This is a genomic window from Peribacillus sp. GL_122, assembly GCF_057835005.1.
This window is the reverse complement of the sequence record NZ_CM174415.1, coordinates 593731-616664: the sequence shown is the minus strand read 5'-3', so window position 1 is coordinate 616664 and position 22934 is coordinate 593731. Positions and strand designations below refer to the sequence as shown.

The window sequence follows — 22934 nt, the reverse complement described above, 5'->3', positions numbered from 1 at the left end:
ATATAAATTTAATCAATGATGACTTGAAAACTAGGATGGGTATGATGAGGATTACGGTAAAAAAAATAATATATTACCTGATTAAATTAAGAGGTAGAATCTTTATACCATTTGCCATTTTATATATATTACTTGCTGCGTATGTTGCTTATTCTATAGAGCCACAGACGTTCGAATCATATTTAACCTCAGTTTACTGGGTTCTTACAACGCTTGCTACGGTTGGTTTTGGAGACTATGCACCGGTCACCGATCTTGGAAAAGCATTTACCATTGGTCTTTACATCACGGGTATTGGGCTTGTTAGTCTTTTTATTGGAAAAATCATTAAATCTGTATATCTTATCGAAAAACGTAAAGTTGGTGGAAAAATGAAATATACAGGTAAAAATCATATCATTTTGATTGGATGGAGTGATAAATCAAAATCAGCACTCCAAGAAATTTTTAAATCTGATGAAACCATTGACATTGTAATCATCGATAACTTGGAAAAAGCTCCTATGTTGGAGGAGCGTCTGTTTTATGTTCGCGGGGATGCTACCGATGAAGAAACATTACTCCGTGCAAATCTGCCTAGAGCAAAAGGCGTTATCATTTTTGCTGACCAAATAACACAAGATAATTATGCTACAAAAGACCCGTTACTCGTCGATGGAAAGACATTATTAGTTGCCACTGCCATAACGGCCATTGAGGAAAAAACGAGTACGTCCATTCATGTCACCGCCGAAGTGATCAATCAAAAGCATATTCGTTTATTCGAGCGTGTAAAGGTGGATGAGTTTATTCCTACACAAGAAATGATCTCCCACGCAGCAGTACGATCATTATTTTCTCATGGAGTCATCCATATGTATTCTGAACTTATGAGCACAAAGTATGAAGAAACCATGTATGAGATTTCTAAAAAAGATGAATGGAAAACCTATCGTGATGCGTTCATAGATCTACTTAATAAAGGAGCCACACTGGTAGCAGATCGTGGTGATCTTAACATAAACCAAAAATTAGATGAACGAATTCCTGACGATGCACAGCTTTTCGTCATTTGCGATAAAGAGACCATTTCCCAAATAAATTCAAATACACATTAGAATCTTTGGGGATGCTATAATAGCATCCCTTATTGGTTTTTCTTATTAAACTATACTGCGCCTTTAGTCAAACCTTCCCTTTCGAAGTAAGCATCCTTATTTGAATAAGCTTCAAGACAAAAAAAGAACCTTCAATCAAAGATAGATTAAAGGTTCTGTTGTTTTTAATTTCAATGCCACTTCCAAAAATTAACTATAAACTAGCTCTTTTTTTTTGCTTAAACCAAGCGTCTCTGAAGTTGAATTTTGAATTTCGTTCAGAAGCTCTGGATTTTCCAATAGTGACTCTCCATAAGAAGGAATCATTTCTTTAATTTTTGGTTCCCACTCTTTCATACGTTGCGGGAAGCATTTATTAATTACCTCAAGCATAACATGAACAGCAGTAGAAGCACCTGGAGATGCACCTAGCAATGCTGCAATCGAGCCATCGGATGCACTGACAACTTCCGTACCAAATTGAAGTGTACCTTTGCCGCCTTCTGCAGTATCTTTGATAACTTGTACACGTTGGCCAGCTACTACTAAATCCCAATCCTCGCTCTTAGCGTTCGGGATGAACTCTCGTAACTCTTCCATGCGCTGTTCTTTCGATAACATAACCTGCTGGATCAGGTACTTTGTCAATGGCATCTCTTTTGCGCCTGCCGCCAACATAGTTAAAACATTATTCGGTTTTACGGAAGTTATTAAATCGAACATTGAACCTGTTTTTAGGAACTTCGGTGAGAAGCCCGCAAATGGTCCAAATAGCAACGATTTTTTATTGTCGATAAAACGTGTATCAAGATGCGGAACAGACATTGGCGGTGCACCAACTTTAGCTTTTCCGTATACTTTTCCATGATGCTGCTCAACAACTTCAGGATTATTACATACCATGAAGTATCCGCTTACTGGGAATCCGCCGATATGTTTCCCTTCAGGAATACCGGATTTTTGCAGCAAATGCAAGCTTCCGCCCCCGCCTCCGATAAAGACGAATTTAGCATTATGGCGTTCTACGCTACCAGTATCGACATTACGCACTTTTAATTCCCATGAGCCATCGCTGGCACGTTTAACATTATCAACACTATGTTTATATTTGATATCGACGTTTTTAGTCTTTAGATGGTCAAACAACATGCGTGTTAAAGCACCAAAGTTAACGTCTGTACCGTAATCAATTTTTGTTGCCGCTATAGAATCATTCGATGGACGGTCTTGCATAATAAGTGGAATCCATTCCATCAGTTTTGCTGGGTCATCGGAATACTCCATACCTTGGAACAGAGGATTTTTTGACAGCGCTTCAAAACGTTTCTTTAAGAACGCTACATTTTTATCCCCTTGTACCATACTCATATGAGGCAATGGCATGATAAAGTCTTGCGGATTATCAATCAGCTTACAGTTTACAAGATACGACCAAAACTGCAATGAAACTTGGAACTGTTCATTAATTTTAATTGCTTTGCTAATATCTATAGATCCGTCAGATTTTTCGGATGTATAGTTAAGCTCGCACAGTGCAGAATGTCCCGTACCCGCATTATTCCATTCGTTAGAGCTTTCTTCTCCTGCGTTTGCAAGCTTCTCAAATACTTTGATTTCCCATTCCGGTGCTAACTCTTTCAGTAATGATCCCAAAGTCGCGCTCATGACTCCGCCGCCAATTAAGATAACGTCTGTTTGTTTCTGTATGTTGCTCATTATAACCTTCCTTATCCCCTATATTTGCAAAAAAGATGTAGGCGCTCCTGTTTAGGTGTCACCAAAAGCCAGGCATGAACTAGGAACACACCTTTTCTGTCTCCTTATAACTATATCATAATCTATTATTATTATTTCATAGATTAAAATATTCTACTATTACTTTTTTTGCTAAAAAATTGATTTTGTGAAGAAATTAGCTTAAACTTATCCGCCATGATAGTCGAAGAAAAAGATTTCTTCAGCAGATTGCCCTTATTGAAGGAAGAAACTGTTAGTGAAATAATATTGACACATCAGAAAAAGTAACGAAAATACACATTTATTGACAAAATCGGAAGTGAAATTAGAAGTTTCTGTAACCATTTCCCGAAAAAACAAGGACCTTCCTGAAATTGCTAAACTACTACCTTTTTAACTTGGATCATAAATTTCACCCAATAATTAGATATTATAACAATACCAATAATTACTGATAATTAAACCAATATTAGGTACGGTCATTGAAAACATTCCTAATTTTAAGACTTATTGCATAGTCCCTTAAAAATGAAATTTTATCCTTTATTGTTATTACAAAAAAACATTATTTAAGTTTTCATTTTCGCAAATAGATATTTTCAGCTTTGTGATCTGATCCTTTTTTTAAAACGAGTTTTGCCCGTCCTTTTGTCGGCAGTATATTTTCATGTAAATTTTTCAAATTAATTTCTTCCCAAATTTGGGTCGCTTGTTTAATGGCTTGTTCTTTAGACAAGTCAATATAACGATGAAAATAGGATTCGGGACTTTGAAATGCGGTCTTTTGAAGTAAAAGGAACCTTTCAACATACCACCGCTCTATGTCATTTGCGTCTGCATCTACATAAAGTGAGAAATCAAAAAAGTCACTGACGAATACTTGATTCTCCTTATCAACTTGAAGAACATTAATACCTTCCACTATTAAAATATCCGGATTACAGATAGTCTGCACTTCATTTGGCAAAATGTCATACTTCAAATGTGAGTAAATTGGAACTTCCACTTTATTTTTTCCCGCTTTTACATCCCCGATAAGATTAATTAATTTTTGAGTGTCATAACTTTCAGGAAACCCTTTTCTTTTCATCAGTCCTTTTTCTTCTAAAAGATCATTTGGGTACAAAAAACCGTCGGTAGTGACAAGACCTACGTTTCTATGATTATCCCATCTAGATAATAAGGTCTGAAGTAACCTTGCTGTCGTACTCTTTCCTACAGCAACACTCCCTGCAATTCCAATGATATAAGGTACTTTTTTATCATTAGTTTTTAGAAATGAAGAAGTGGATGTATTAAGCTGCTGAGATGCTTCAACATATAAATTGATTAAACGAGTCAAGGGCAAGTAAACCTCTTCTACTTCCTGAATGGATATTTCTTCATTTATGCCTTTTAAGTTATCCAATTCTTCTTCAGTTAAAGGAAGAGGGGTATGGTTTCGCAAAGATGCCCACTTTTTTCGATTGAATTCATAATAGGGAGTATAGGAACTCATGTTTTTCGCTACCTCACTTTTTAGAGTTACTATCAGTTTAACAAGGATGATGTCCATAAAAAAAGAGTTCCTGACCCCTTATTTACATAAAGACCCTATGACTTGATAAAGAAAATGAATGTATGGAACCAGCTGGCATAAAAGGCGTTCCTGCAAGATTAAACATTATAGGTGGTTAATCTTTGAATGATAACCCACCTGCCTCCAGAGCATCCCTAAGTTTAGGTAAAGAAGCTGGTCCCATACCGTGAAACTTCAAAATCTCTTTTTCACTATATGTTGATAGCCGATGCAAAGAGGTTATCCCGTTATTTTCCAATGCTCGTCTGGCTGGTGCCGAAAGCAATGAAAGAAATCCGGTGTCAGGTTTGCGTTCTTGCTCACATACAGGGCAGGTCGGACAGTCGCTGGATTTATAGTATTTGTGACCCTTTTCGCAAGTCCTCAAATTCTTCTTTGAAGTTGTCATTGTCAATGTCTCCTTTTCTTATGATTTTTAACATTCTATCTTAAGAAGTAATAACATCGCAGTTATCTTACGCTAAACTTTTGCGGAAACGTATCCTGATGTCACTAACTAGATTGCCCTGACCTTTCTCCATTCATCATAGCCCAGAAAGCTTTTAATTAACTAAGGGAGCCCAACAAGAACCATTACTTACTGTTTTCAATTGCTTCTCGGGATATATCCAAGGTCACTATACACCTCATATATCCAACAAGCAATATCTATAGCACAACTTTCATCTTCAACTATCATTTTATCATCTCTTATCAAAACTAAACTGCCCTTTTAGTTTCATTGGAAAAGGGCTGCCGAAGCAACCCTTTGCAAAACCAAGTGAATTATAGATTAACCCACTTTATCTTCCTTCTGAGCCATTGTCTGAGCATCGGCTTGTACACGCTTGCCTATTCCAAAAGCGAAATAACTAATTACAACGATAGCGAGAAAACCTATTCCAACCATTAGTGATATACGTGTGTCATCATTAAACCACATACCGATTAATACCATAAACAAGAAAGCGATGGTCAGGTAGTTTGTAACAGGTGCAAATGGCATTTTGAATGGATGATTGTGCATTTCAGCTTTTTTAATTTTCCTGAATTGAATTTGGCTGATCAGAATGACAAACCACGGAATCATACCAGGAAGCACACTCGCACTATATACATGCACAAATAAATTTTCTGGTGCAATATAACTTAAAACAACCCCAATCGCTAACCCGACTATCACTCCGAACGTACCGAATAAAGGTACACCGCTATTAGATACTTTCGCAAAGAATTTTGGCGCTTGGCCATTCATCCCTAATGTGTAAAGCATACGTCCTGCACTGTAAATACCACTATTGCAGCCAGACATAGCAGCCGTGATTACGACAAAATTAATGATTCCAGCTGCTGCCGTGATACCAACTTTCGCAAAAGTAGCAACAAATGGACTGCCAATCGCACTTAATTGATCCCAAGGGTAAACGGTTACAATAATGAAAATCGCACCGATATAGAAAATTAAAATACGCCAAATGGTACTTTGAATCGCTTTGGTTATCGTTTTTTGCGGATCTTTTGCTTCACCAGCCGTAATTCCGATTAATTCTACACCTTGATAAGCGGCAACCACCAGTGAGAGAGCAAAGAAGAAGCCCTTCCAACCACCTGTAAATAAACCACCATGTTCCCAAAGATTCGATAATCCTAAGGCTTCCCCTCCGTTACCGATTCCAAAGAAAATAAGTCCAAATCCTGCAACGATCATTAATATAATCGTTACGATTTTAATCAGTGCAAACCAAAATTCAATTTCCCCAAAGGATTTAACGGAAATTAAGTTCGCTGCTCCAAGAATCACCATTGCGATTAAACCTGGAATCCAAGCCGGGAGATCAGGGAACCAATACTGCATGTACGTCCCCACTGCAATTATTTCTGCCATCCCGACAATAACCCACTGGAACCAGTTACTCCATGCAGTCATATACCCTGCCAATGGATGAATGTACTTATAACCAAATGTTGCAAATGAACCTGTACTTGGCTCTAAATACAACATTTCCCCCATTGCACGCATGATTAAGAATATAAAAATCCCAGAGATCGCATAAGCTAACATTACTGACGGACCTGTCCATTGAATCGTGCTGGCTGAACCCATAAATAAACCGACACCAATAGTTCCGCCCAAAGCGATCATCTGAATATGACGACCTTTTAAGTCCCTATTCAAATCTTTGTTTGCCATTCCATTTCCCCCTACACTACTAATAGTCGAAATTTAATGCAAGATGCTTAATACACTCCCTATTTAGTATAGAAATGATATAGCAGGCTCCATTTTTTAATCTTTCTTAAAGCTGCCTCATAAAATCATTCTTCACTCTTAAGCATTCCTGACAGTTAGAAAGATTACTATCAAATTTCATGTTATATCTTAATTCTGTTCAAGGTGTAATAGAAAGCGCTTACTTTTTATCGTTTATAACAGCCCACCCCTTATACGTTAAAATTCCTCTGTATAAAGTAACTCGAATAAAAGAGTATTGCAACTCTTTTATTCGGCTGGTGTGTTAATTCATGCTGTTACTAAAAGGGACTTCAATCTCAGCTTCAACAACATATCATTCGTCATTTTCTCTAAATCATATTCCGCCTTGAATCCCCACTCTTCCTTTGCACAAGTTGAATCTATTGTATTTGGCCAACTATCGGCAATGGATTGTCTTACAGGATCGACCTCATAATTCATGACAAATTCCGGAATATGCCTTTTGATCTCGGCTGCAATTTGCTCCGGATCAAAGCTCATGGCTGACACATTGAAAGAATTGCGATGTTTTAATTTTGAGGCATCTGCCTCCATTAGATTAATGATGGCAGCTAAAGCATCAGGCATATACATCATATCCATATACGTTCCCTTATCAATGTAAGAAGTATATCGCTTGTTTTTAATCGCTTCATAGTAAATTTCAACTGCATAGTCGGTAGTTCCACCGCCAGGAGGTGTGACATACGAAATCAGTCCCGGGAATCGAAGCCCCCTCGTATCAACCCCAAATTTATGATGATAATAATCACATAATAACTCTCCGGATACTTTATTCACTCCGTACATCGTATTCGGTCGTTGAATGATGTCTTGCGGTGTCCAATCTTTAGGAGTGGTTGGACCAAACGCACCAATCGAACTAGGTGTGAATAATTGGCAATCGAGTTCCCGTGCCGATTCCAAAGCATTGACCAATCCGCCCATGTTTAAATGCCAAGCTAAAAGAGGTTTCTTTTCAGCTGTTGCTGACAATAAAGCGGCTAAATGTATAATTGTATCCACTTCATGTTTTTTTGCCATGTTAAACATCGCTTTTTCATCTGTAACATCTAAAATCTCAAATGGACCTGATTGGGCAACATCGCTGTCCGTTTTTCGAATATCTGTTGCAATGATATTGTCAGCTCCATAAATCTCTCTCATTTTCAGCGTCAGTTCTGAACCAATTTGACCTAAAGCCCCCGTTACTAAGACCTTTTTCATCAAAAATCCCTCCCTATGTTTTAAACTCTGAAACAAGCAATCTCTTATATGATCGACATCTCTTTTCCTACTTTTTCATAAATGGCTATTGCACGGTCCAGCATCTCTTTTGTATGAGCTGCAGTAGGCATATTCCTCACTCTTCCTGTACCCTTTGGAACGGTAGGGAATACGATGGATTTAGCATACACACCTTCTTCATTCAGCCTCTTGCTGAATTGCTGCGTTTTTGCTTCATCCCCTATGATGCAAGGCGTAATCGGTGTTTCGCTCTCCCCGATATCAAACCCTAATTCCTTTAGGCCTTTTTTCAAGTAATCACTGTTTTCCCACAGCTTATTTTGAAGTTCTGAGCTATTCATCAAAATATCGATGGCTTCTATACTAGCTGCAACTGCTCCCGGTGTGGCAGCCGTTGAAAATAAAAATGGACGGCTTCTCACTTTTAACCAATCAATCAAATCTTTCTTTCCTGCTACATAGCCTCCAACAACACCAATTGCTTTGGATAATGTTCCAATTTGGAAATCCACTTTATCCGATAACCCAAAATGTTTTACCGTTCCTGCACCATTACCTAATACACCCGATCCATGTGCATCATCAACATAAGTAATTAAGTCAAACTCCTCTGCAATCTCCACAATTTCAGGAAGCTTGGCAATATCCCCGTCCATCGAGAAAACTCCATCGGTAATGATCATGACTTTGTTATACAATCCGGACTCCTTTGCTTGGCGTGCTTTTGTCCGTAAATCGTCCATGTCGGAATGGATAAAGGGAATAATTTTCGCCTTGGATAATCGACATCCATCAATGATTGAAGCATGGTTCAGTTCATCTGAAAGAATGGCGTCATGTTTATCCATCACTCCTGAAATCGCTGCCATATTACAGTTAAATCCAGATTGATAAGCAATGGCTGCTTCTGTATGTTTAAACTCGGCAAGCTTTTCTTCTAATTTGACGTGAATATCCAATGTTCCGTTGATCGTACGAACGGCACCGGCACCGACACCATATGTTTTCGTCGCTTCTATGCAAGCCTCTATTAATCGTCTATCTGTTGCTAAACCTAAATAATTATTGGATGATAAATTAATTAACTCCCTGCCTGCAATGGTGATTACCGGACCATTTGGACCTTCCACCGGATCAATAACGTTGTATAGTCCCTTTTCTTTTAAATCTTCCAAATTTTCTTTCAAAAATTGATTTAATACTTCACTTGACATTTAATATACCCCCTCATTGATGGCTGGAATAAATGCAGGATTTTTATATGTTTTACCCCTATTTAAAAAAATATTGTATTTATTTCCTTTTTTCTAAAAATACAGGTGTCTTCTCCAAAAACACACAAAGGATTAACCTAAATCCCTTTATACTAAGTGTTATAACAATCATAATAATAGATAATTTTAATGTTGTCCATATTGCACGGACAAAAAAATCGGAATTTTTGTAGTTTTACAATAAACATTCGCCTAAAATGCGCTTATATCAACGGAAATACGAAGAGAAAATAATCATCAATTTTCAATGTGAACGATGTTTTATCTTCTGTTTTTTGGAGACATTAACAAATAACTACAACTAAGGAGGGGTATTGTGAAAACAGAAGATGAAAAAACCTCGGAAGGCCTAAATGAGATTTTTGAGATTATTAATGCAAAAGGTGACATTGGGGAACTAAAAGAAATCGTCCAAAAATCTGATGAACAAACAAATGAAGACAAGTAAACTAAGGGGTATAATTATCCTCTTTTTTGTCTGTTTTACATTGTACTAATGGACGCTTAAGTCCATTACAACAATAAAAAAAGAGCTGCTGATCAACTTAGGATATTGAAGTTACGTTCAAGTACAAAGAAATCAAAAAAAACAAAAAAGTTATGCACATTATCAGGAGGAAAGTTTGAAAAATTAGGATTTTTTCTATTTCCTTCTTCCTTTATCCACACCTTGTGATTTTCTACAATGTAACAGCCAAGCGGTCTTTCCTCTGAATAACCCATTAACAGCTCAATGGCCATCCATTGGTCCACCCCTGGAATTCTTTTCGATTGAAATGCAATAGGCAACTTTCCTTTCATGATGTAATGAGCAAAACATACAAGCTATGCAAAGAGATAGGCAAAAGTTATGAAGAATGTCCTACATCTGAGAAGGTTTGTTACGTTCTTAACATACGTTTATCAGGTTTCATTAAGGGAAAATAACGTATATCAAGCTAATTCCTGCATCTATTTTCAAGATAAGTGAAATAATTAACAAGAAGTGATATTCAAAGAAATAAAGGAGAATGGCTGTGAAATATAAAAATATCACGATTGCCGGCAGCGGTGTTTTAGGAAGTCAGATCGCATTTCAAACCGCCTTCAAAGGATTCAACGTATCTGTATATGACATCAATGATGAAGCATTGGAACGTGCAAAAGATAGGATCACTAATTTGAAGCCATACTATAAAGAAGACATAGGCGCAACGGAGGAAGATCTCAATACTGCTTATGCCCGCATTTCTTTCCACAGTGATTTATTTGCTGCAGTATCCGAAGCTGACCTTGTGATTGAAGCGATTCCAGAAGTGGTTCAAATCAAAACGGATTTTTACACGGAGTTAGGAAAAGTGGCTCCTAATAAAACAATTTTCGCGACGAACTCTTCAACATTATTGCCAAGCCAATTTGCCGAAGCAACAGGCCGTCCAAAAAAATTCCTGGCGTTACATTTCGCTAATGAGATCTGGAAAAACAATACGGCAGAAATCATGAAACATCCTGGAACGGATAGTGAAGTGTTCGATGAAGTGATTGATTTTGCAAAAGCGATTGGAATGGTTCCTCTGCCTTTACATAAAGAGCAGCCAGGCTATATTTTGAATTCCTTACTGGTCCCCCTTTTGGATGCTGCCCAAATGCTCTTATTAAAAGGAGTGGCAGATACGGAAACCATCGATAAAACGTGGATGGTCGCAACAGGAGCGCCTCTTGGCCCTTTCGCCATTTTAGACGTGGTAGGAATCAATACCGCTTATAATATTTCACTTGCAAAAGCGAAAGCGACAGGTGATCCAGAGGTTGAAAAGCTGGCTAACCTATTGAAAACAGAGTATATCGATAAAGGGAAAATCGGTAGAGAAGCAGGAGAAGGCTTCTATAAATATCCCAACCCCAATTTCGTAAAACCAGACTTTTTAAGAGGTTAATGAACGTGCGAAGGTGCCTTAAGGCTGCCTTCTGTTTTTTAACTGTTTCGAACTTTCCAATGACTTCAATAACGTTCATACTAAAAGAAAAAGACCCTGAAATCGGAAAAGTACTTTTCACGAAATCAAAGTCTAATTGTAATGATGTGCATGATAAAAACAGTTACTGAACCCTTATCCCCTATATCTCAAAGTTAATCCTTTTAAGAAATTCCTGGCGTATCGATCCCCGCACTCTTTATAATTCCTATGACCCACTTTTCTTAATATAGCGCTTAATTCCCCTTTTGTTATCATGACACCTGCTTCATCCAAGATATCAATCATATCCTCGCTGGTTAATGTCAATGCTATTTTCAGTTTCTTCAGAAGGATATTATTCACACTTTCCTTAATCTTTACATCCGGTGCCTGACTTTGAGGCTGACCAGGTTTTGGCTCTTGTCTCCCTCTTTTAAAAATGATCAAACCATTTAAAAAGGACTCTAACATCATGTTATTGCAGTTTACCCCATCTTCATCTTCATCCATACCATCATCATATTCATCATAATAATCATCTTTTGGTTTTGTGAGCATCTGCATGACTTCTTCTCTTGTCACTTCAATATCCCCGAGCTTAAATATCTCAACCATATCTTTATTTTTAATATCCAGCGCATATCTTAATCGAATTAATATATCATGATTATGCATCCAAAACCCTCCTATGTATTTCTCGATTTCACAGTACTTTCATTATTTCACAAATGGATGGAAATAAACGCAGATTAAAATCCGAGAATCTTTTACAGATTCCCGGATCACTCTGCTTATTCTTTAATCAGCTTCAATGAGGTTACTACTTCAACATGGCTCGTCTGCGGGAACATGTCCACCGGCTGCATGGCCTCCACGCGATAAGAAGAGCCCAGTTCTTGTAAGTCCTTCGCCAATGTGGACGGGTTGCATGATACGTACACAATGGTTTTCGGTTTAACTTTCAAGATTGTCTGCAGTAATGATTGATCACAGCCGGATCTTGGCGGGTCGACGACCAGTACGTCCGGTTTCCAGCCTTCTTTGGTCCAGCTTGGAAGGATATTCTCGGCTTTGCCTGTTTCATAGAAAACATTGTTGCGTTTATGTTTTTTTGCATTTTTCTTGGCGTCCTCAATGGATTCTTTAATGACGTCCATTCCTCTGACTTCTTTGGCATTTTCGGACAACCATAGGCCAATGGTCCCAACACCACAATAAGCGTCAACCACTTTTTCCGTGCCGGTTAAGGCTGCTGCTTTTTTCACTTCATCATATAAGCGAACAGTTTGGACCGGGTTAAGTTGGAAGAAAGTACGGGCTGATAGTTCGTATGATAGGTCACCCAATGTTTCGTTGATGACTTTTTCACCTGCCAGGTGAATCGTTTTTTCGCCAAAGATAAGTGATGTGTTCTGGTTGTTGATGTTTTGAACGACCGATTTCACTTCTGGCAGTTGGTCACGAATTTGTTTAAGCAACTGATCTTTTTGTGGAATTTCTTCCGCACCAGTAACGAGGACAACCTGTACTTCACCTGTTTCAAAGCCTACCCGTGTAATGACCGTACGGATAACACCTTTTCTTTTTCTTTCGTTATAAATCGAGATGTTCAGGTTCTTTAGTATCTTTTTCACTGTACGCGTTACCTTATTTGTTGCCTTATGCTGTACAAGGCAATTCGGGATATCGATCAGTGTGTGGGAATTCAAGCCGTAAAGGCCAGCAATCAATTTGCCATCTTTTTGGCCGACTTGGTACTGACTCTTATTGCGATAATTCCAAGGATCTTCCATGCCGATCGTTTCTTTTACATTTAATGAAGAAACTGGGAATTTCGAATGACGTTCCATCGCTTGAATGACGATATCTCGTTTTTCAATAAGCTGCTGGGCATAACTTAAATGCTGTAACTGACATCCGCCGCATTCAGCGTAAACCGGACATGGTGCTGCAATGCGATGCGGTGATTCTTTACGGATGGTTTTTATTTTCGCCTCGGTGAAGTTTGGCTGAACCTTTGTGACCATAGCTACAATTTCTTCACCAGGCAATGCACCTGGGACGAAGACGACTTTCTTTTTGAAATAACCGACTCCCTCCCCGTTAATGCCAAGCCGTTTAATCGTAAGGGGAAGGGTTTGATTTACTTCCAGTTTTGTATCTTGAATGTTTGTCATTTCTTTTCACTCCGTTTTTCAATGCTTCTCCACAAATAGAGGGAAGCGTAGCTTAGATATGGGGCCCATTTCACACTATAGGACTCCATTTCTTCTTGGGTCGGCTTTTGCGGTAAGCCATATAATATTTTCAAGGCATTTTGAATGCCAATATCGGCTTTAGGAAATAAGTTCGGCCGGCCAAGTCCAAAAAGCAGGAAGTTTTCAGCCGTCCATCTACCGATACCGCGTATTTTTATTAGTGTATCCATAACCTCTTGATCGGATAGCTTTTCCATTATATCAAGGTTGAGATGGCCTTGAATGATCTGCTCGGAAAGTCCGATGACGTATTCGGCTTTCCGGCCACTGAATTGAATGGCTCTTAATTGTTCGATTTGAAGTTGGGCTGTTGTTTCCGGTGTCGGATAAAACCATGCACCTTCCATCTGGTAGCCGAAGGTTTTAACGAATCGTTCCGTGAGCGTATGGGCAAAGGATAAGTTCAATTGCTGATGTATGATGCATTTGACGAGGCAACTGTAGTAATCGAAGTCCAAGACTATGGCAGTACCGCGGTGTTCTTCGAAAATTCCCCTTAAATCTGATTCCCGGAAATGCCGGGAAACGCCTTCTAATGGCTGATGCCAATGAAAAACCTTTTTTAACCGTTCGATTGCTTTTGACTTGTAAACCTCTGAATGACCTTTGATGATAAAAGATGGTTCATCGATATTTCCTATTGCCTGAACCTGCAAAACGATTGGTTCTTTTTCTATATATAGCGGAACTTTTACCGTCCTGTTAGTAAAATCAACTACCTGAAGTGGGTCTAACGATAATCGTTCGAGAACTAGATCAAAATTATAGGGTCCTTGAACCTGTAATTTTTCTGTCCACACAAGCGATCCATCCTTTAGCAGTTTTCCACGTATTATAGCATGTTTCCAGAAATATTACTTGAAATTGAAGAGAATGGATAAAAGCGGGACCTGAATTATCACTACAGGACCCGCTTCTCATCTTAATAAAGCATTCGGTTCGGCAACCGTTTCTCAATCATTAAATCATCAAGGCTACTGAATGTGTACCCCTGTTTTTCAAGCTCCGTCAGAATTGAGTCCAATGCTTCCGCATTATCCTTCGATACGGTATGCAGTAATAAAATCGCGCCAGGATGAATCTGCTTAAGCACTTCATCGTGTGCGAACGCGGCACCCTTTTGTTGATCAACAATCCAGTCTTTATATGCCAGTGACCAGAAAATGTGGTAATACCCTTCTTTTTTTGCAACCCTCATTGTTCTCTCATTAAATACCCCACGAGGCGGCCTTAAGTAATTCATTCCCTTTTGCCCCGTTAATTTTTCCGTTGCTTTTTTTACCCGCTCAAGCTCCATGCGTATCACATCGTCCGTCACGCTGGTCATATCCGGATGGTTCCATGAATGGTTTCCTACGATATGCCCCTCATTAGCCATACGGACAACAAGCTCAGGTGCGGTCTTTAAATAATGACCCGTTACAAAAAAAGCTCCAGGAGCACCATGTTTTTTCAGAACATCTAAAATCTGGGCCGTATAGCCATTTTCATAACCGTTATCAAACGTTAAATAAACGGCTTTTTTCTTTGTATCCCCTTTATAAATCGCTTCATATTCAGGCAGCATTTCATTGAATTTTTTACCGGCATCGGCAGGTGTCCCATTTTTTCCTTTATTGAAACCCCAGTTATAGGATTCTGCAAAAGCTGGGCTTGCCAAAGAGCATATCAAGCATATAAAAGCGGATAAAATCACCATTTTTTTCATTGGAATATCCCCCATGTCCTTTTTTCTTATTGTTTGGAACATGAAGATTTATATGCATGATATTGTGAATGTCGAATTATTGGCCCAGGGTCTAATTTACTACGCTCAGGGACAAATTTTAGTACCGCGGGCCGAATTATTAAAGGTATTTCCCCGCAAAACCTTAATCCACATAAAAAAGGCCTATCCTCGAAAAAGGATTGGCCCCCCATGCTTTGTTTATCCTTTAAATAACGCTTGTGCCGCCTTCCAAATAATGGCGATAGCGAAAATGAGAACGATTACAATTCCGACTACGTCAAGGAATGTTTCAAGACCGGAGAAAATCGTATTTGCCACAGGAAGCTTGATGAAAGCAAAACCGGTTAACATGGCGATAAAGTATAAGATGTAGCTATTCTGCATGAAAATCCCCCCTTTCTCTTTTAATGTATGTGCGAGCGTTCCAAAAGATTGTACTTTTTTGAGTTAATTATCGCCTTTTTTTTCATATACATTTAGCAAGGGGGGAATGAAATGCTGGAATGGGTTATCACTATAGGCTTTGTTGGTTGTCTTGGTTTAGGTGGCGGAGTGTTTGTTCATTTTGTGAAAAGTGGATTGAATTTAGAGGATGCTTCAAGGATCGATCCACTGCCGGAAATCGAAAAGTAAGATATGCAAAAGACGCTCAACCGTTTGGTGAGCGTCTTTTGCCATACAATTATTTAAATACTGGTTCTTTGAATTGTGCCAATTTTTCCAACGAAGATTGCTGAACGTCTTTATGCAGGCTGTTTCCATGTGAATCCATGGTAACTACGGCAGTAAATCCTTCAACATTCAGATGCCACATCGCTTCTGGAATACCAAATTCGGTGAAGTTCACACCTTCGACGGACTTGATGCAGTCTGCATAATATTGAGCAGCCCCGCCGATTGCATTTAGATAAACGCCGCCGTGTTCACTTAGTGCCTCTAGTGTTTTCGGTCCCATTCCGCCTTTACCGATAACTGCACGGATGCCGAATCGTTTCATGATATCTCCTTGGTATGGTTCTTCACGAATACTTGTTGTTGGTCCGGCAGCCTTCACATGCCATTTACCTTCTTCGTCCTTCAGCATAACTGGGCCACAATGATAGATGATTTGTCCATCTAAGTCTATTGGTGCAGGATTTTCAGATAAATGCTTGTGGATGGCGTCACGGCCTGTATACATTCTGCCGTTAATATGAACTACGTCACCAACTTTTAATTCACGGATTTGTTCTTCCGTGATTGGTGCTTGCAGGGTGATTTCACGGGAAGCTTTAACGTCCGATTCAGCAGCGGCTGCCACTTCATCCTTCGCTGCTTTTTCTGCTTCTAAAGCAAAGTCGATTTTCTCGCCTTCTTGATACAACCACTCATTGATTTCACCTGTTTCAGGATTGACTTTCACTCCTAAACGGCGGAACGCCCAGCAGTTGTAAGCAACGGATACGAAAAAGCTTGCCGGAATACGGTGCATGACACCGATTTTACATCCAAGCAGTGTAGTTTCGCCGCCAAAGCCCATCGTGCCGATTCCCAATTCATTAGCTGTCTTCATGATGTAATCTTCAAGTTTACGAAGGTCTTCATTCGGATTCACATCTTCATTACTGCGGAAAAGTTGAGCTTTAGCCAGATCATATCCGGATGAACGGTCCCCTCCGATACCAACGCCGATGAAGCCGGCACTGCAGCCTTGTCCTTGTGCTTGGTAGACAGAATGAAGTACACATTTACGGATTCCGTCCAAATCACGGCCCGCTTTCCCCAATCCTTCAAGCTCCATAGGCAGACTGTATTGGATGTTTTTATTTTCACAGCCGCCGCCTTTTAAGATAAGACGAACATCAATATAGTCATTTTCCCATTGATCAAATTTGATGACAGGAAGACCTTCCCCAAGGTTATCCCCACTATTTTCACCCGATAAAGAGTCAACTGCGTTTGGACGAAGTTTTCCGCCTTTAGTCGCTAAAATAATCGCATTTCGGATTGCTTTTTTTATTTCAAGTTGGTTCACGCCAACTGGAGTTTTTATTTTGAAAGTCGGCAGACCAGTATCCTGACAAATCGGTGATACATTGTCGTCAGCCATAGTAATATTATTCGTGATGGTGTCCAAGCTTAATGCAGAACGAGTACCTGCATTTTCACGTTGTTTTGCACTTTTGACCGCACGACGAACATCCTTTGGAAGATTCGTTGAAGTTTCAACGATAAGACTGTACATACTTTCTTGGAATTTTTGAATATCCAAATTTCTCTTCCCCCTCTTATTTCCCCTAGATTAGATTTAATCATTTCCCTGCTTCTCTATAAATAGCGAATGATTCAACACCCGTTTTATTATACATCTAACATAATCTTTCGAAAACAAGTAATTATTTTTCTTAATGAACAGCAATTTGGAGAGAAATGATCAAAGCGCCTTAAATAGCCCATAAGTCAAAATGTCATCACCAATCATTTCCAAGAAGATTTGATATTAAAAAGGGATGACGCAGGTTTCTCGTCATCCCTTCATGAATATTAACATTGAAAAAGTCATACTATCGAAACAGATATTAGTCTTCCCGGGTTTTGAATTGTTCCACTTTGCCTTCCAAATCATCTATCATGCCGATTAAACGGTCTATATCTTCCAACTCCGTATTTTCCGGTTCGATATGATCAAGAACTTCCATGAACATCGTGAGGCGTTCTTTTAAGTATGTTAATTGTTCATTTTTACCTGTAATGGATTTTCCCATGAGGCACTCTCCTTCCGTTCTTCTTTCATCGTAACGAAATCTGCTTGAAAGTGCAATGGCAAGCTATAAATGCAGCTCTCCGCCATTTGACAATTTTTGTTCCCATTGTTCATAATGGGTTAGTGCATTATTACGTAAGGAGTTTTAAATATGTCAATAATCAAGCAAGATCTTTTAACACCAATTACACCCAAGTATGATCCTTGGGAAGCATATATGGACGTTGAACAATATGGAAAACTCAGCCTCACCAACGTGGAGTTCACCACCACCACCCTTTGCAATATGCGTTGTGAGCATTGTGCCGTCGGTTACACACTTCAGCCCAAGGACCCGGATGCCCTGCCTCTGGAATTACTGATTCGGCGCCTTGATGAGATCCCTTTGCTTCGCTCGCTCAGCATTACTGGCGGGGAACCGATGCTTTCAAGAAAACAAGTGAAGAATTATGTTTTGCCTCTATTGAAATATGCCCGTAGCCGCGGGGTACGGACACAAATCAATTCCAATTTGACCCTTGACTTGGAACGGTATGAGGAAATCATTCCTTATTTGGATGTTCTGCACATTTCCCATAACTGGGGAACGATCGATGAATTCATTGATATCGGCTTTGCCATGATGGACCGAAAACCATCTCGGGAACAGCGAAAGATATTATTTGATAAAATGATTGAAAATTCCCGTGCCCTGACAAAAGCTGGTGTGCTGGTATCTGCAGAAACGATGCTTAATAAACGGACATTGCCTCATCTTGAGCATATTCACAGACAGATCGTCGATGAAATGGGATGTCAAAGGCACGAAATTCATCCGATGTATCCAAGCGATTTCGCTTCGGCACTTGAAACTTTATCATTGGATAATATGCGTGAAGCGATTCATCATTTGCTTGATATCCGTGATGAAAATGTTTGGATGCTTTTCGGTACCCTGCCATTTTATCCTTGCAATAACAGTAAGGAGGATATAAAGCTGCTTCAACGACTTTATGGTTCACATAAAGTGACCGTACGGAATGACCCTGATGGACGTTCCAGGTTGAACATCAATATTTTCACCGGGGAAGTGATCGTGACCGATTTCGGGGACGCGCCTACATTAGGGAATATCAAAGACCAGTCCTTGACCGATTCCTATGACACATGGATGAATTCGAAACTGGCCAATGAATTGAACTGCCACTGCCCGGCAGTCAAATGTCTGGGCCCGAATGTTCTCGTCAAAAATGCCTACTACCCGAAGGATGACTTCAGGATGAGGAAGTCAACCATATGAAGAAAAACTCGCCAATCCGGCGAGTTTTTCAATTTACCTAGGTTGCTGCGAGACTGTAAAGCTGAAGGAAACATGGTCCTGAACCGGTATCCATGCACCGATGCCTTGTGAAGTGATATTCTTTATCGTAATGGTTCTTTTATTTCCTTTTAGGTTCAAATATACTTCCCCATATGTGACCTTGCCTTTTTCATTGACGGCGGAAGCAAAACTGGATAAGTAACCAATCCTATTTGAAGCAACATTGTACACTTGATCTTTTTTCGTACCAGCTCCGATGATCGTTTCAAAAGCCAATGGCAAATTCGTTTTTTCAGTGGCTTTTAGCAGCATCATCTTTTGAACATCCTCAGCCTTAGGAATTTTCGCTGTCAGACCGCCACTTACTGCCTTCTGACTTTCCTGGACATAACGAATCTTATAGGGAACTTCACCGCCGCGATTATCATAGTAATTCGTATTGATCTTTTGGTATTCCCAGTTTGGTGCCGTTTCCGAGGACTCATAATTCAATGCCCAATGGCCAAGGTAAATGGTCGCCCTGTATCCAAAAGCAAGCGGGGCTTTTGCAATTGCGGATTCATTCAACATTTGGATGAGTTCTGGGTTTTCAATCTTGATATCCGACGAATCGATCAATTGTTCGGCAAGATTACTTGGCTGCAGCATCGGAAGATCCTGGGTCGGGTTCGGATACGTATTCTCCTTTGCAATATTCAATACTGAAGGTGGGATATTCACCTTATTCGGATCTGCTTTGACTTCTGGTATATCAGCTGCAAAACTTACATTCGCCTGAATGAAGGCAATTAGGGCAATCATCGTAATAAAAATAGTTCTTCTCATGCTGTCGCACTCCTTTTGAGGGGTTCAATCATATTGATTATAGATTTTGTTTTTAGCCAACATTCTATACATTTCATTACGATTTCAACTTTGTAATAAATTTGTAAAATTTAGAATATTTACTTTTCTCTTCAAATCAGTTATACTTATTTTACATTATAAAAAGGAGGCGAAATCGTTCATACCTATTAAACCTTCAGGAGGTATGCTTATCGAACATTCCATGACACCCTTTTAAAGGATGACAGAAAACGAATTCGCCTATACTTAAATCTGATGTAAAAGGATGGTGTGACACTCTAGAATATTTTCTCAACTTTTTCAAAAGCATGATGAAAAATTTTGGAATAACTTATGAATGGTAATTTACTGATATAGAAATGACTCTGCTAAATCTAACCTGAGCAGAGTCATTTTTATTTTTTAACTTTATAAAAAGAAAGACCTCCCACATCGGAAGGCCTGCATTCTTATAATAAATAAAATCCAATTCCCATAATGAAGTAAGCGGCCAATAAGGTAAGGCCTTCAAACCAGTTCGTTTCCCCGTCATTAGAAATCATGATCACCAGAAAGACTGCTGAAACCATTGATATCAGTTCTGGCATTGTGAAAACAAGCGGCATACGGGTTGGATACATTAACGAAATCAATACGAGTACAGGAGCGACGAACATCGCTACTTGAAGCGTGGAACCAACGGCAATCTCCACAGCGACATCCATTTTGTTTTTATAGGCCATTATGACGGCGGAAGCATGTTCTGCCGCGTTACCGACGATCGCAACGATAATGACACCGATGAATAACTCCGACCATCCGAAGGCTTCCCCTACCTCGCTAAACGTATGGACAAGTTTTTCCGATACGTAAGCAACAGCCAATGTAGCGGCAGCAAGTATTATCATTGCCTTTTTCCTGCTCCACTCCGGTACTTCCTCTTCATGTTCCTCGAGTTTCTCTGTATGCTGATATACCCCGCGGTGAGTAACCAATTTAAAGAATAATGCAGCAAGATATAATAAGATCAATATAATGGAAATTCCGACACTTAACGACATCGTGCTTGATTCACCCATGTTTTGTGTGAATATTTCCGGTATGACGAAGGCTACAATTACTGCAAAAATCAATAGTCCGGCATTATGCCTCGCATCGAATACATTAAACTTCTGCCGTTTGTATTTAGTCCCTCCGACAAAGAATGAAAGTCCTGCCACCAACAATAAATTCCCTAAAACGGAACCAGTCAAAGACGCCAGCACGACACCCACTAGCCCCGCCTTTAATGAAAAGATGGATATGATCAATTCTACTGCATTACCAAAGGTTGCATTCAAGAGACCGCCAATCCTTGGTCCCATAACGATTGCTAAGCTTTCAGTGGCCCGGCCCATGAAGCCTGCCAGCGCCACGATTGTTAAGCAATATACTATGAACATGATTACACTCGGCCAATGCAATAATGACCCAATGACAGATAAAGGGACGCCTAACAGGACAAGCCCCAAAAATATTTTATTCACGATACTTCTCCTCACAATCCTATAGTTCTTTTTATGTAACAAAAACTATCATACATAATCTTCGGGTGAAGACAAAGGGAAATTTTATCAACACCTCTCTTCTTGACAATATTTACCCAAATTTCTATTGCTTAATCCTCTTCCTAAGATGTAACATCAAGAAGGTATACATTTCTTAGGAGACATGATTTTATGAATAATAAATTGCTTTTAAGCGTTTTAATCTTAATTGTCGGCATATCGGGGTTTTCTCAAGGGATGCTTCTGCCGATCATTGCCATCATTTTTGAAAATGAAGGAATTAGCTCATCCCTAAACGGGTTTCATGCAGCCTCCCTGTATATTGGAATTCTATTGATTTCTCCTTTTATGGAAGCTCCACTCCGTAAATACGGCTATAAGCCATTGATATTATTTGGCGGGATAACGGTCATTGTATCGCTTGCCTTATTTCCTGTCTGGAAATCATTCTGGTTTTGGTTCGTTCTGCGTTTCTTCATTGGTATCGGCGATCATACACTTCACTTTGCTACACAGACATGGATCACTGCCATTTCACCAATAGCGAAGCGCGGAAGGAATCTTGCCATTTATGGACTTTTCTTCAGTCTTGGCTTCATGGTTGGACCGCTGATGACGAAGCTTCTCGAGATCAATCAGTCGTTGCCTTTCATCATAACATCCATACTTAGCCTTCTGGCTTGGTCCACTGTTTTCCTTATTAGAAATGAGCTTCCTGAACAGGATGATTCTGAAAGCACATCATTCCTTGGCACACTCAAAAGGTTTACGAAAGTAAGCCGCATAGCCTGGGTCGCTTTTTTACTTCCGTTTACATTTGGTGTGCTTGAAGCCTCATTGAATAGCAATTTCCCTGTACTTGCCCTGCGCTCCGGAATCGATTTAACAGCAGTATCCATCATCATTCCGGCATTTTCTGCTGGGACTCTGCTTACCCAGATTCCCTTGGGGATGGTCAGTGACCGTTTTGGACGGCGAAAGACCTTGTTGACGATTCTTATTTCAGGGTTTGCCATATTCACGCTTGCAGGGATTTATTCCTATTCAGTTCTTGGCCTATTCATCTGCTTTATGTTTGGCGGAATGATGGTTGGTTCGACTTTCTCGCTGGGAATCAGTTATATGGCAGATCTTTTGCCAAGAAACCTATTACCTGCCGGGAATTTATTATGCAGTATATTCTTTAGTCTCGGCAGCATCGGCGGTCCATTCTTTGGCGGCCTGGTTATAGAACACATCGATGGAGGGAACTTTTTCTATATGATCAGTATCATGCTTTTCCTTGTCTTCATATCATTGGCCTTGTTTAAGGAAAAAATGCCTGCTTCAGTTATGTAGTATAGTTTTTTATCTGGACTACTTCTTTTATTATTCAATTTGAACGGTATTTATCAATAGACTTTATATTAGTTAGGAAATACTTTATATTTTTTACTAGATTAGAATCA

General features: G+C 39.5%; 22 protein-coding genes. 6 read left to right on the top strand and 16 right to left on the bottom strand.

Annotated features, from left to right (window positions below; genetic code table 11):
- Window positions 1-41: 41 nt before the first annotated feature.
- The gene (locus tag AC3ISB_RS02990) at window positions 42-1097 is read left to right on the top strand and encodes a potassium channel family protein (protein WP_489275513.1); all 1056 of its coding nucleotides are present in this window, start codon (window positions 42-44) and stop codon (window positions 1095-1097) included.
- A 189-nt stretch (window positions 1098-1286) separates the two neighbouring features.
- Here AC3ISB_RS02990 and AC3ISB_RS02985 read toward each other — a convergent pair whose 3' ends face one another.
- The 6 genes from AC3ISB_RS02985 to AC3ISB_RS02960 all read right to left on the bottom strand — a co-directional run bounded on the left by AC3ISB_RS02985 (window position 1287) and on the right by AC3ISB_RS02960 (window position 9087).
- Window positions 1287-2792: a malate:quinone oxidoreductase gene (locus tag AC3ISB_RS02985; RefSeq protein ID WP_098370513.1), complete on the bottom strand. Its 1506-nt coding sequence runs from the start codon at window positions 2790-2792 to the stop codon at window positions 1287-1289.
- Window positions 2793-3390: 598 nt separating this feature from the next.
- Window positions 3391-4311 carry a type I pantothenate kinase gene (gene coaA / locus AC3ISB_RS02980; protein ID WP_141992656.1) on the bottom strand — a complete coding sequence of 307 codons (921 nt, stop codon included), beginning with the start codon at window positions 4309-4311 and terminating at the stop codon, window positions 3391-3393.
- A 175-nt stretch (window positions 4312-4486) separates the two neighbouring features.
- Window positions 4487-4780, bottom strand: coding sequence for an RNA polymerase alpha subunit C-terminal domain-containing protein (locus AC3ISB_RS02975; RefSeq protein WP_141992657.1), 294 nt, complete (start codon window positions 4778-4780; stop codon window positions 4487-4489).
- Window positions 4781-5164: 384 nt separating this feature from the next.
- Window positions 5165-6562, bottom strand: coding sequence for an amino acid permease (locus AC3ISB_RS02970; protein ID WP_098370511.1), 1398 nt, complete (start codon window positions 6560-6562; stop codon window positions 5165-5167).
- 330 nt (window positions 6563-6892) lie between these two features.
- Window positions 6893-7852, bottom strand: coding sequence for an L-threonine 3-dehydrogenase (locus tag AC3ISB_RS02965; RefSeq protein ID WP_098370510.1), 960 nt, complete (start codon window positions 7850-7852; stop codon window positions 6893-6895).
- Window positions 7853-7896: 44 nt separating this feature from the next.
- Window positions 7897-9087 (bottom strand): glycine C-acetyltransferase, encoded by a 1191-nt coding sequence (locus AC3ISB_RS02960; protein WP_098370509.1) that lies wholly within the window; start codon window positions 9085-9087, stop codon window positions 7897-7899.
- 376 nt (window positions 9088-9463) lie between these two features.
- Here AC3ISB_RS02960 and AC3ISB_RS02955 point away from each other — a divergent pair, with 376 nt between their 5' ends.
- Complete coding sequence (locus AC3ISB_RS02955) at window positions 9464-9595, top strand: hypothetical protein (protein WP_257790335.1); 132 nt, start codon at window positions 9464-9466, stop codon at window positions 9593-9595.
- A 92-nt stretch (window positions 9596-9687) separates the two neighbouring features.
- Here AC3ISB_RS02955 and AC3ISB_RS02950 read toward each other — a convergent pair whose 3' ends face one another.
- A complete protein-coding gene (locus AC3ISB_RS02950; protein ID WP_098370508.1) occupies window positions 9688-9888 on the bottom strand; it encodes a hypothetical protein in 201 nt (66 codons plus the stop codon).
- A 275-nt stretch (window positions 9889-10163) separates the two neighbouring features.
- On the opposite strand from AC3ISB_RS02950, the gene AC3ISB_RS02945 reads away from it, so the two are divergent.
- Entirely contained in the window at window positions 10164-11063 is a 900-nt protein-coding gene (locus tag AC3ISB_RS02945) for a 3-hydroxyacyl-CoA dehydrogenase (RefSeq protein ID WP_489275509.1), read from the top strand.
- Window positions 11064-11237: 174 nt separating this feature from the next.
- Here AC3ISB_RS02945 and AC3ISB_RS02940 read toward each other — a convergent pair whose 3' ends face one another.
- The 5 genes from AC3ISB_RS02940 to AC3ISB_RS02920 all read right to left on the bottom strand — a co-directional run bounded on the left by AC3ISB_RS02940 (window position 11238) and on the right by AC3ISB_RS02920 (window position 15455).
- Window positions 11238-11759 (bottom strand): YehS family protein, encoded by a 522-nt coding sequence (locus AC3ISB_RS02940; protein ID WP_141992659.1) that lies wholly within the window; start codon window positions 11757-11759, stop codon window positions 11238-11240.
- A 116-nt stretch (window positions 11760-11875) separates the two neighbouring features.
- A complete protein-coding gene (rlmD, locus tag AC3ISB_RS02935; RefSeq protein WP_141992660.1) occupies window positions 11876-13261 on the bottom strand; it encodes a 23S rRNA (uracil(1939)-C(5))-methyltransferase RlmD in 1386 nt (461 codons plus the stop codon).
- Complete coding sequence (locus AC3ISB_RS02930) at window positions 13258-14142, bottom strand: DNA-3-methyladenine glycosylase family protein (protein WP_098370504.1); 885 nt, start codon at window positions 14140-14142, stop codon at window positions 13258-13260. The genes rlmD and AC3ISB_RS02930 overlap by 4 nt, the downstream gene beginning before the upstream one ends.
- A gap of 122 nt (window positions 14143-14264) precedes the next feature.
- On the bottom strand, window positions 14265-15050 hold the full coding sequence (gene pdaA, locus AC3ISB_RS02925; RefSeq protein ID WP_489275506.1) for a delta-lactam-biosynthetic de-N-acetylase: 786 nt from the start codon (window positions 15048-15050) through the stop codon (window positions 14265-14267).
- Between the two features lie 219 nt (window positions 15051-15269).
- Window positions 15270-15455 (bottom strand): hypothetical protein, encoded by a 186-nt coding sequence (locus tag AC3ISB_RS02920; protein WP_098370503.1) that lies wholly within the window; start codon window positions 15453-15455, stop codon window positions 15270-15272.
- Between the two features lie 111 nt (window positions 15456-15566).
- On the opposite strand from AC3ISB_RS02920, the gene AC3ISB_RS02915 reads away from it, so the two are divergent.
- Window positions 15567-15704, top strand: coding sequence for a hypothetical protein (locus AC3ISB_RS02915; protein WP_181762190.1), 138 nt, complete (start codon window positions 15567-15569; stop codon window positions 15702-15704).
- A gap of 49 nt (window positions 15705-15753) precedes the next feature.
- Here the strand turns inward: AC3ISB_RS02915 and AC3ISB_RS02910 are convergent, their stop codons facing one another.
- Window positions 15754-17322: a fumarate hydratase gene (locus tag AC3ISB_RS02910; RefSeq protein ID WP_098370502.1), complete on the bottom strand. Its 1569-nt coding sequence runs from the start codon at window positions 17320-17322 to the stop codon at window positions 15754-15756.
- A gap of 307 nt (window positions 17323-17629) precedes the next feature.
- The gene (locus AC3ISB_RS02905; RefSeq protein ID WP_034305661.1) at window positions 17630-17815 is read right to left on the bottom strand and encodes an SE1561 family protein; all 186 of its coding nucleotides are present in this window, start codon (window positions 17813-17815) and stop codon (window positions 17630-17632) included.
- A gap of 150 nt (window positions 17816-17965) precedes the next feature.
- On the opposite strand from AC3ISB_RS02905, the gene yfkAB reads away from it, so the two are divergent.
- A complete protein-coding gene (gene yfkAB, locus AC3ISB_RS02900) occupies window positions 17966-19093 on the top strand; it encodes a radical SAM/CxCxxxxC motif protein YfkAB (RefSeq protein WP_098370501.1) in 1128 nt (375 codons plus the stop codon).
- 33 nt (window positions 19094-19126) lie between these two features.
- Here yfkAB and AC3ISB_RS02895 read toward each other — a convergent pair whose 3' ends face one another.
- Window positions 19127-19939: a YfkD famly protein gene (locus tag AC3ISB_RS02895; RefSeq protein WP_141992661.1), complete on the bottom strand. Its 813-nt coding sequence runs from the start codon at window positions 19937-19939 to the stop codon at window positions 19127-19129.
- 470 nt (window positions 19940-20409) lie between these two features.
- Window positions 20410-21468, bottom strand: a complete 1059-nt coding sequence (gene cax, locus AC3ISB_RS02890; RefSeq protein WP_141992763.1) for a calcium/proton exchanger — start codon at window positions 21466-21468, stop codon at window positions 20410-20412.
- A gap of 189 nt (window positions 21469-21657) precedes the next feature.
- Here cax and AC3ISB_RS02885 point away from each other — a divergent pair, with 189 nt between their 5' ends.
- Entirely contained in the window at window positions 21658-22824 is a 1167-nt protein-coding gene (locus AC3ISB_RS02885; protein WP_489275503.1) for an MFS transporter, read from the top strand.
- Window positions 22825-22934 lie beyond the last annotated feature (110 nt).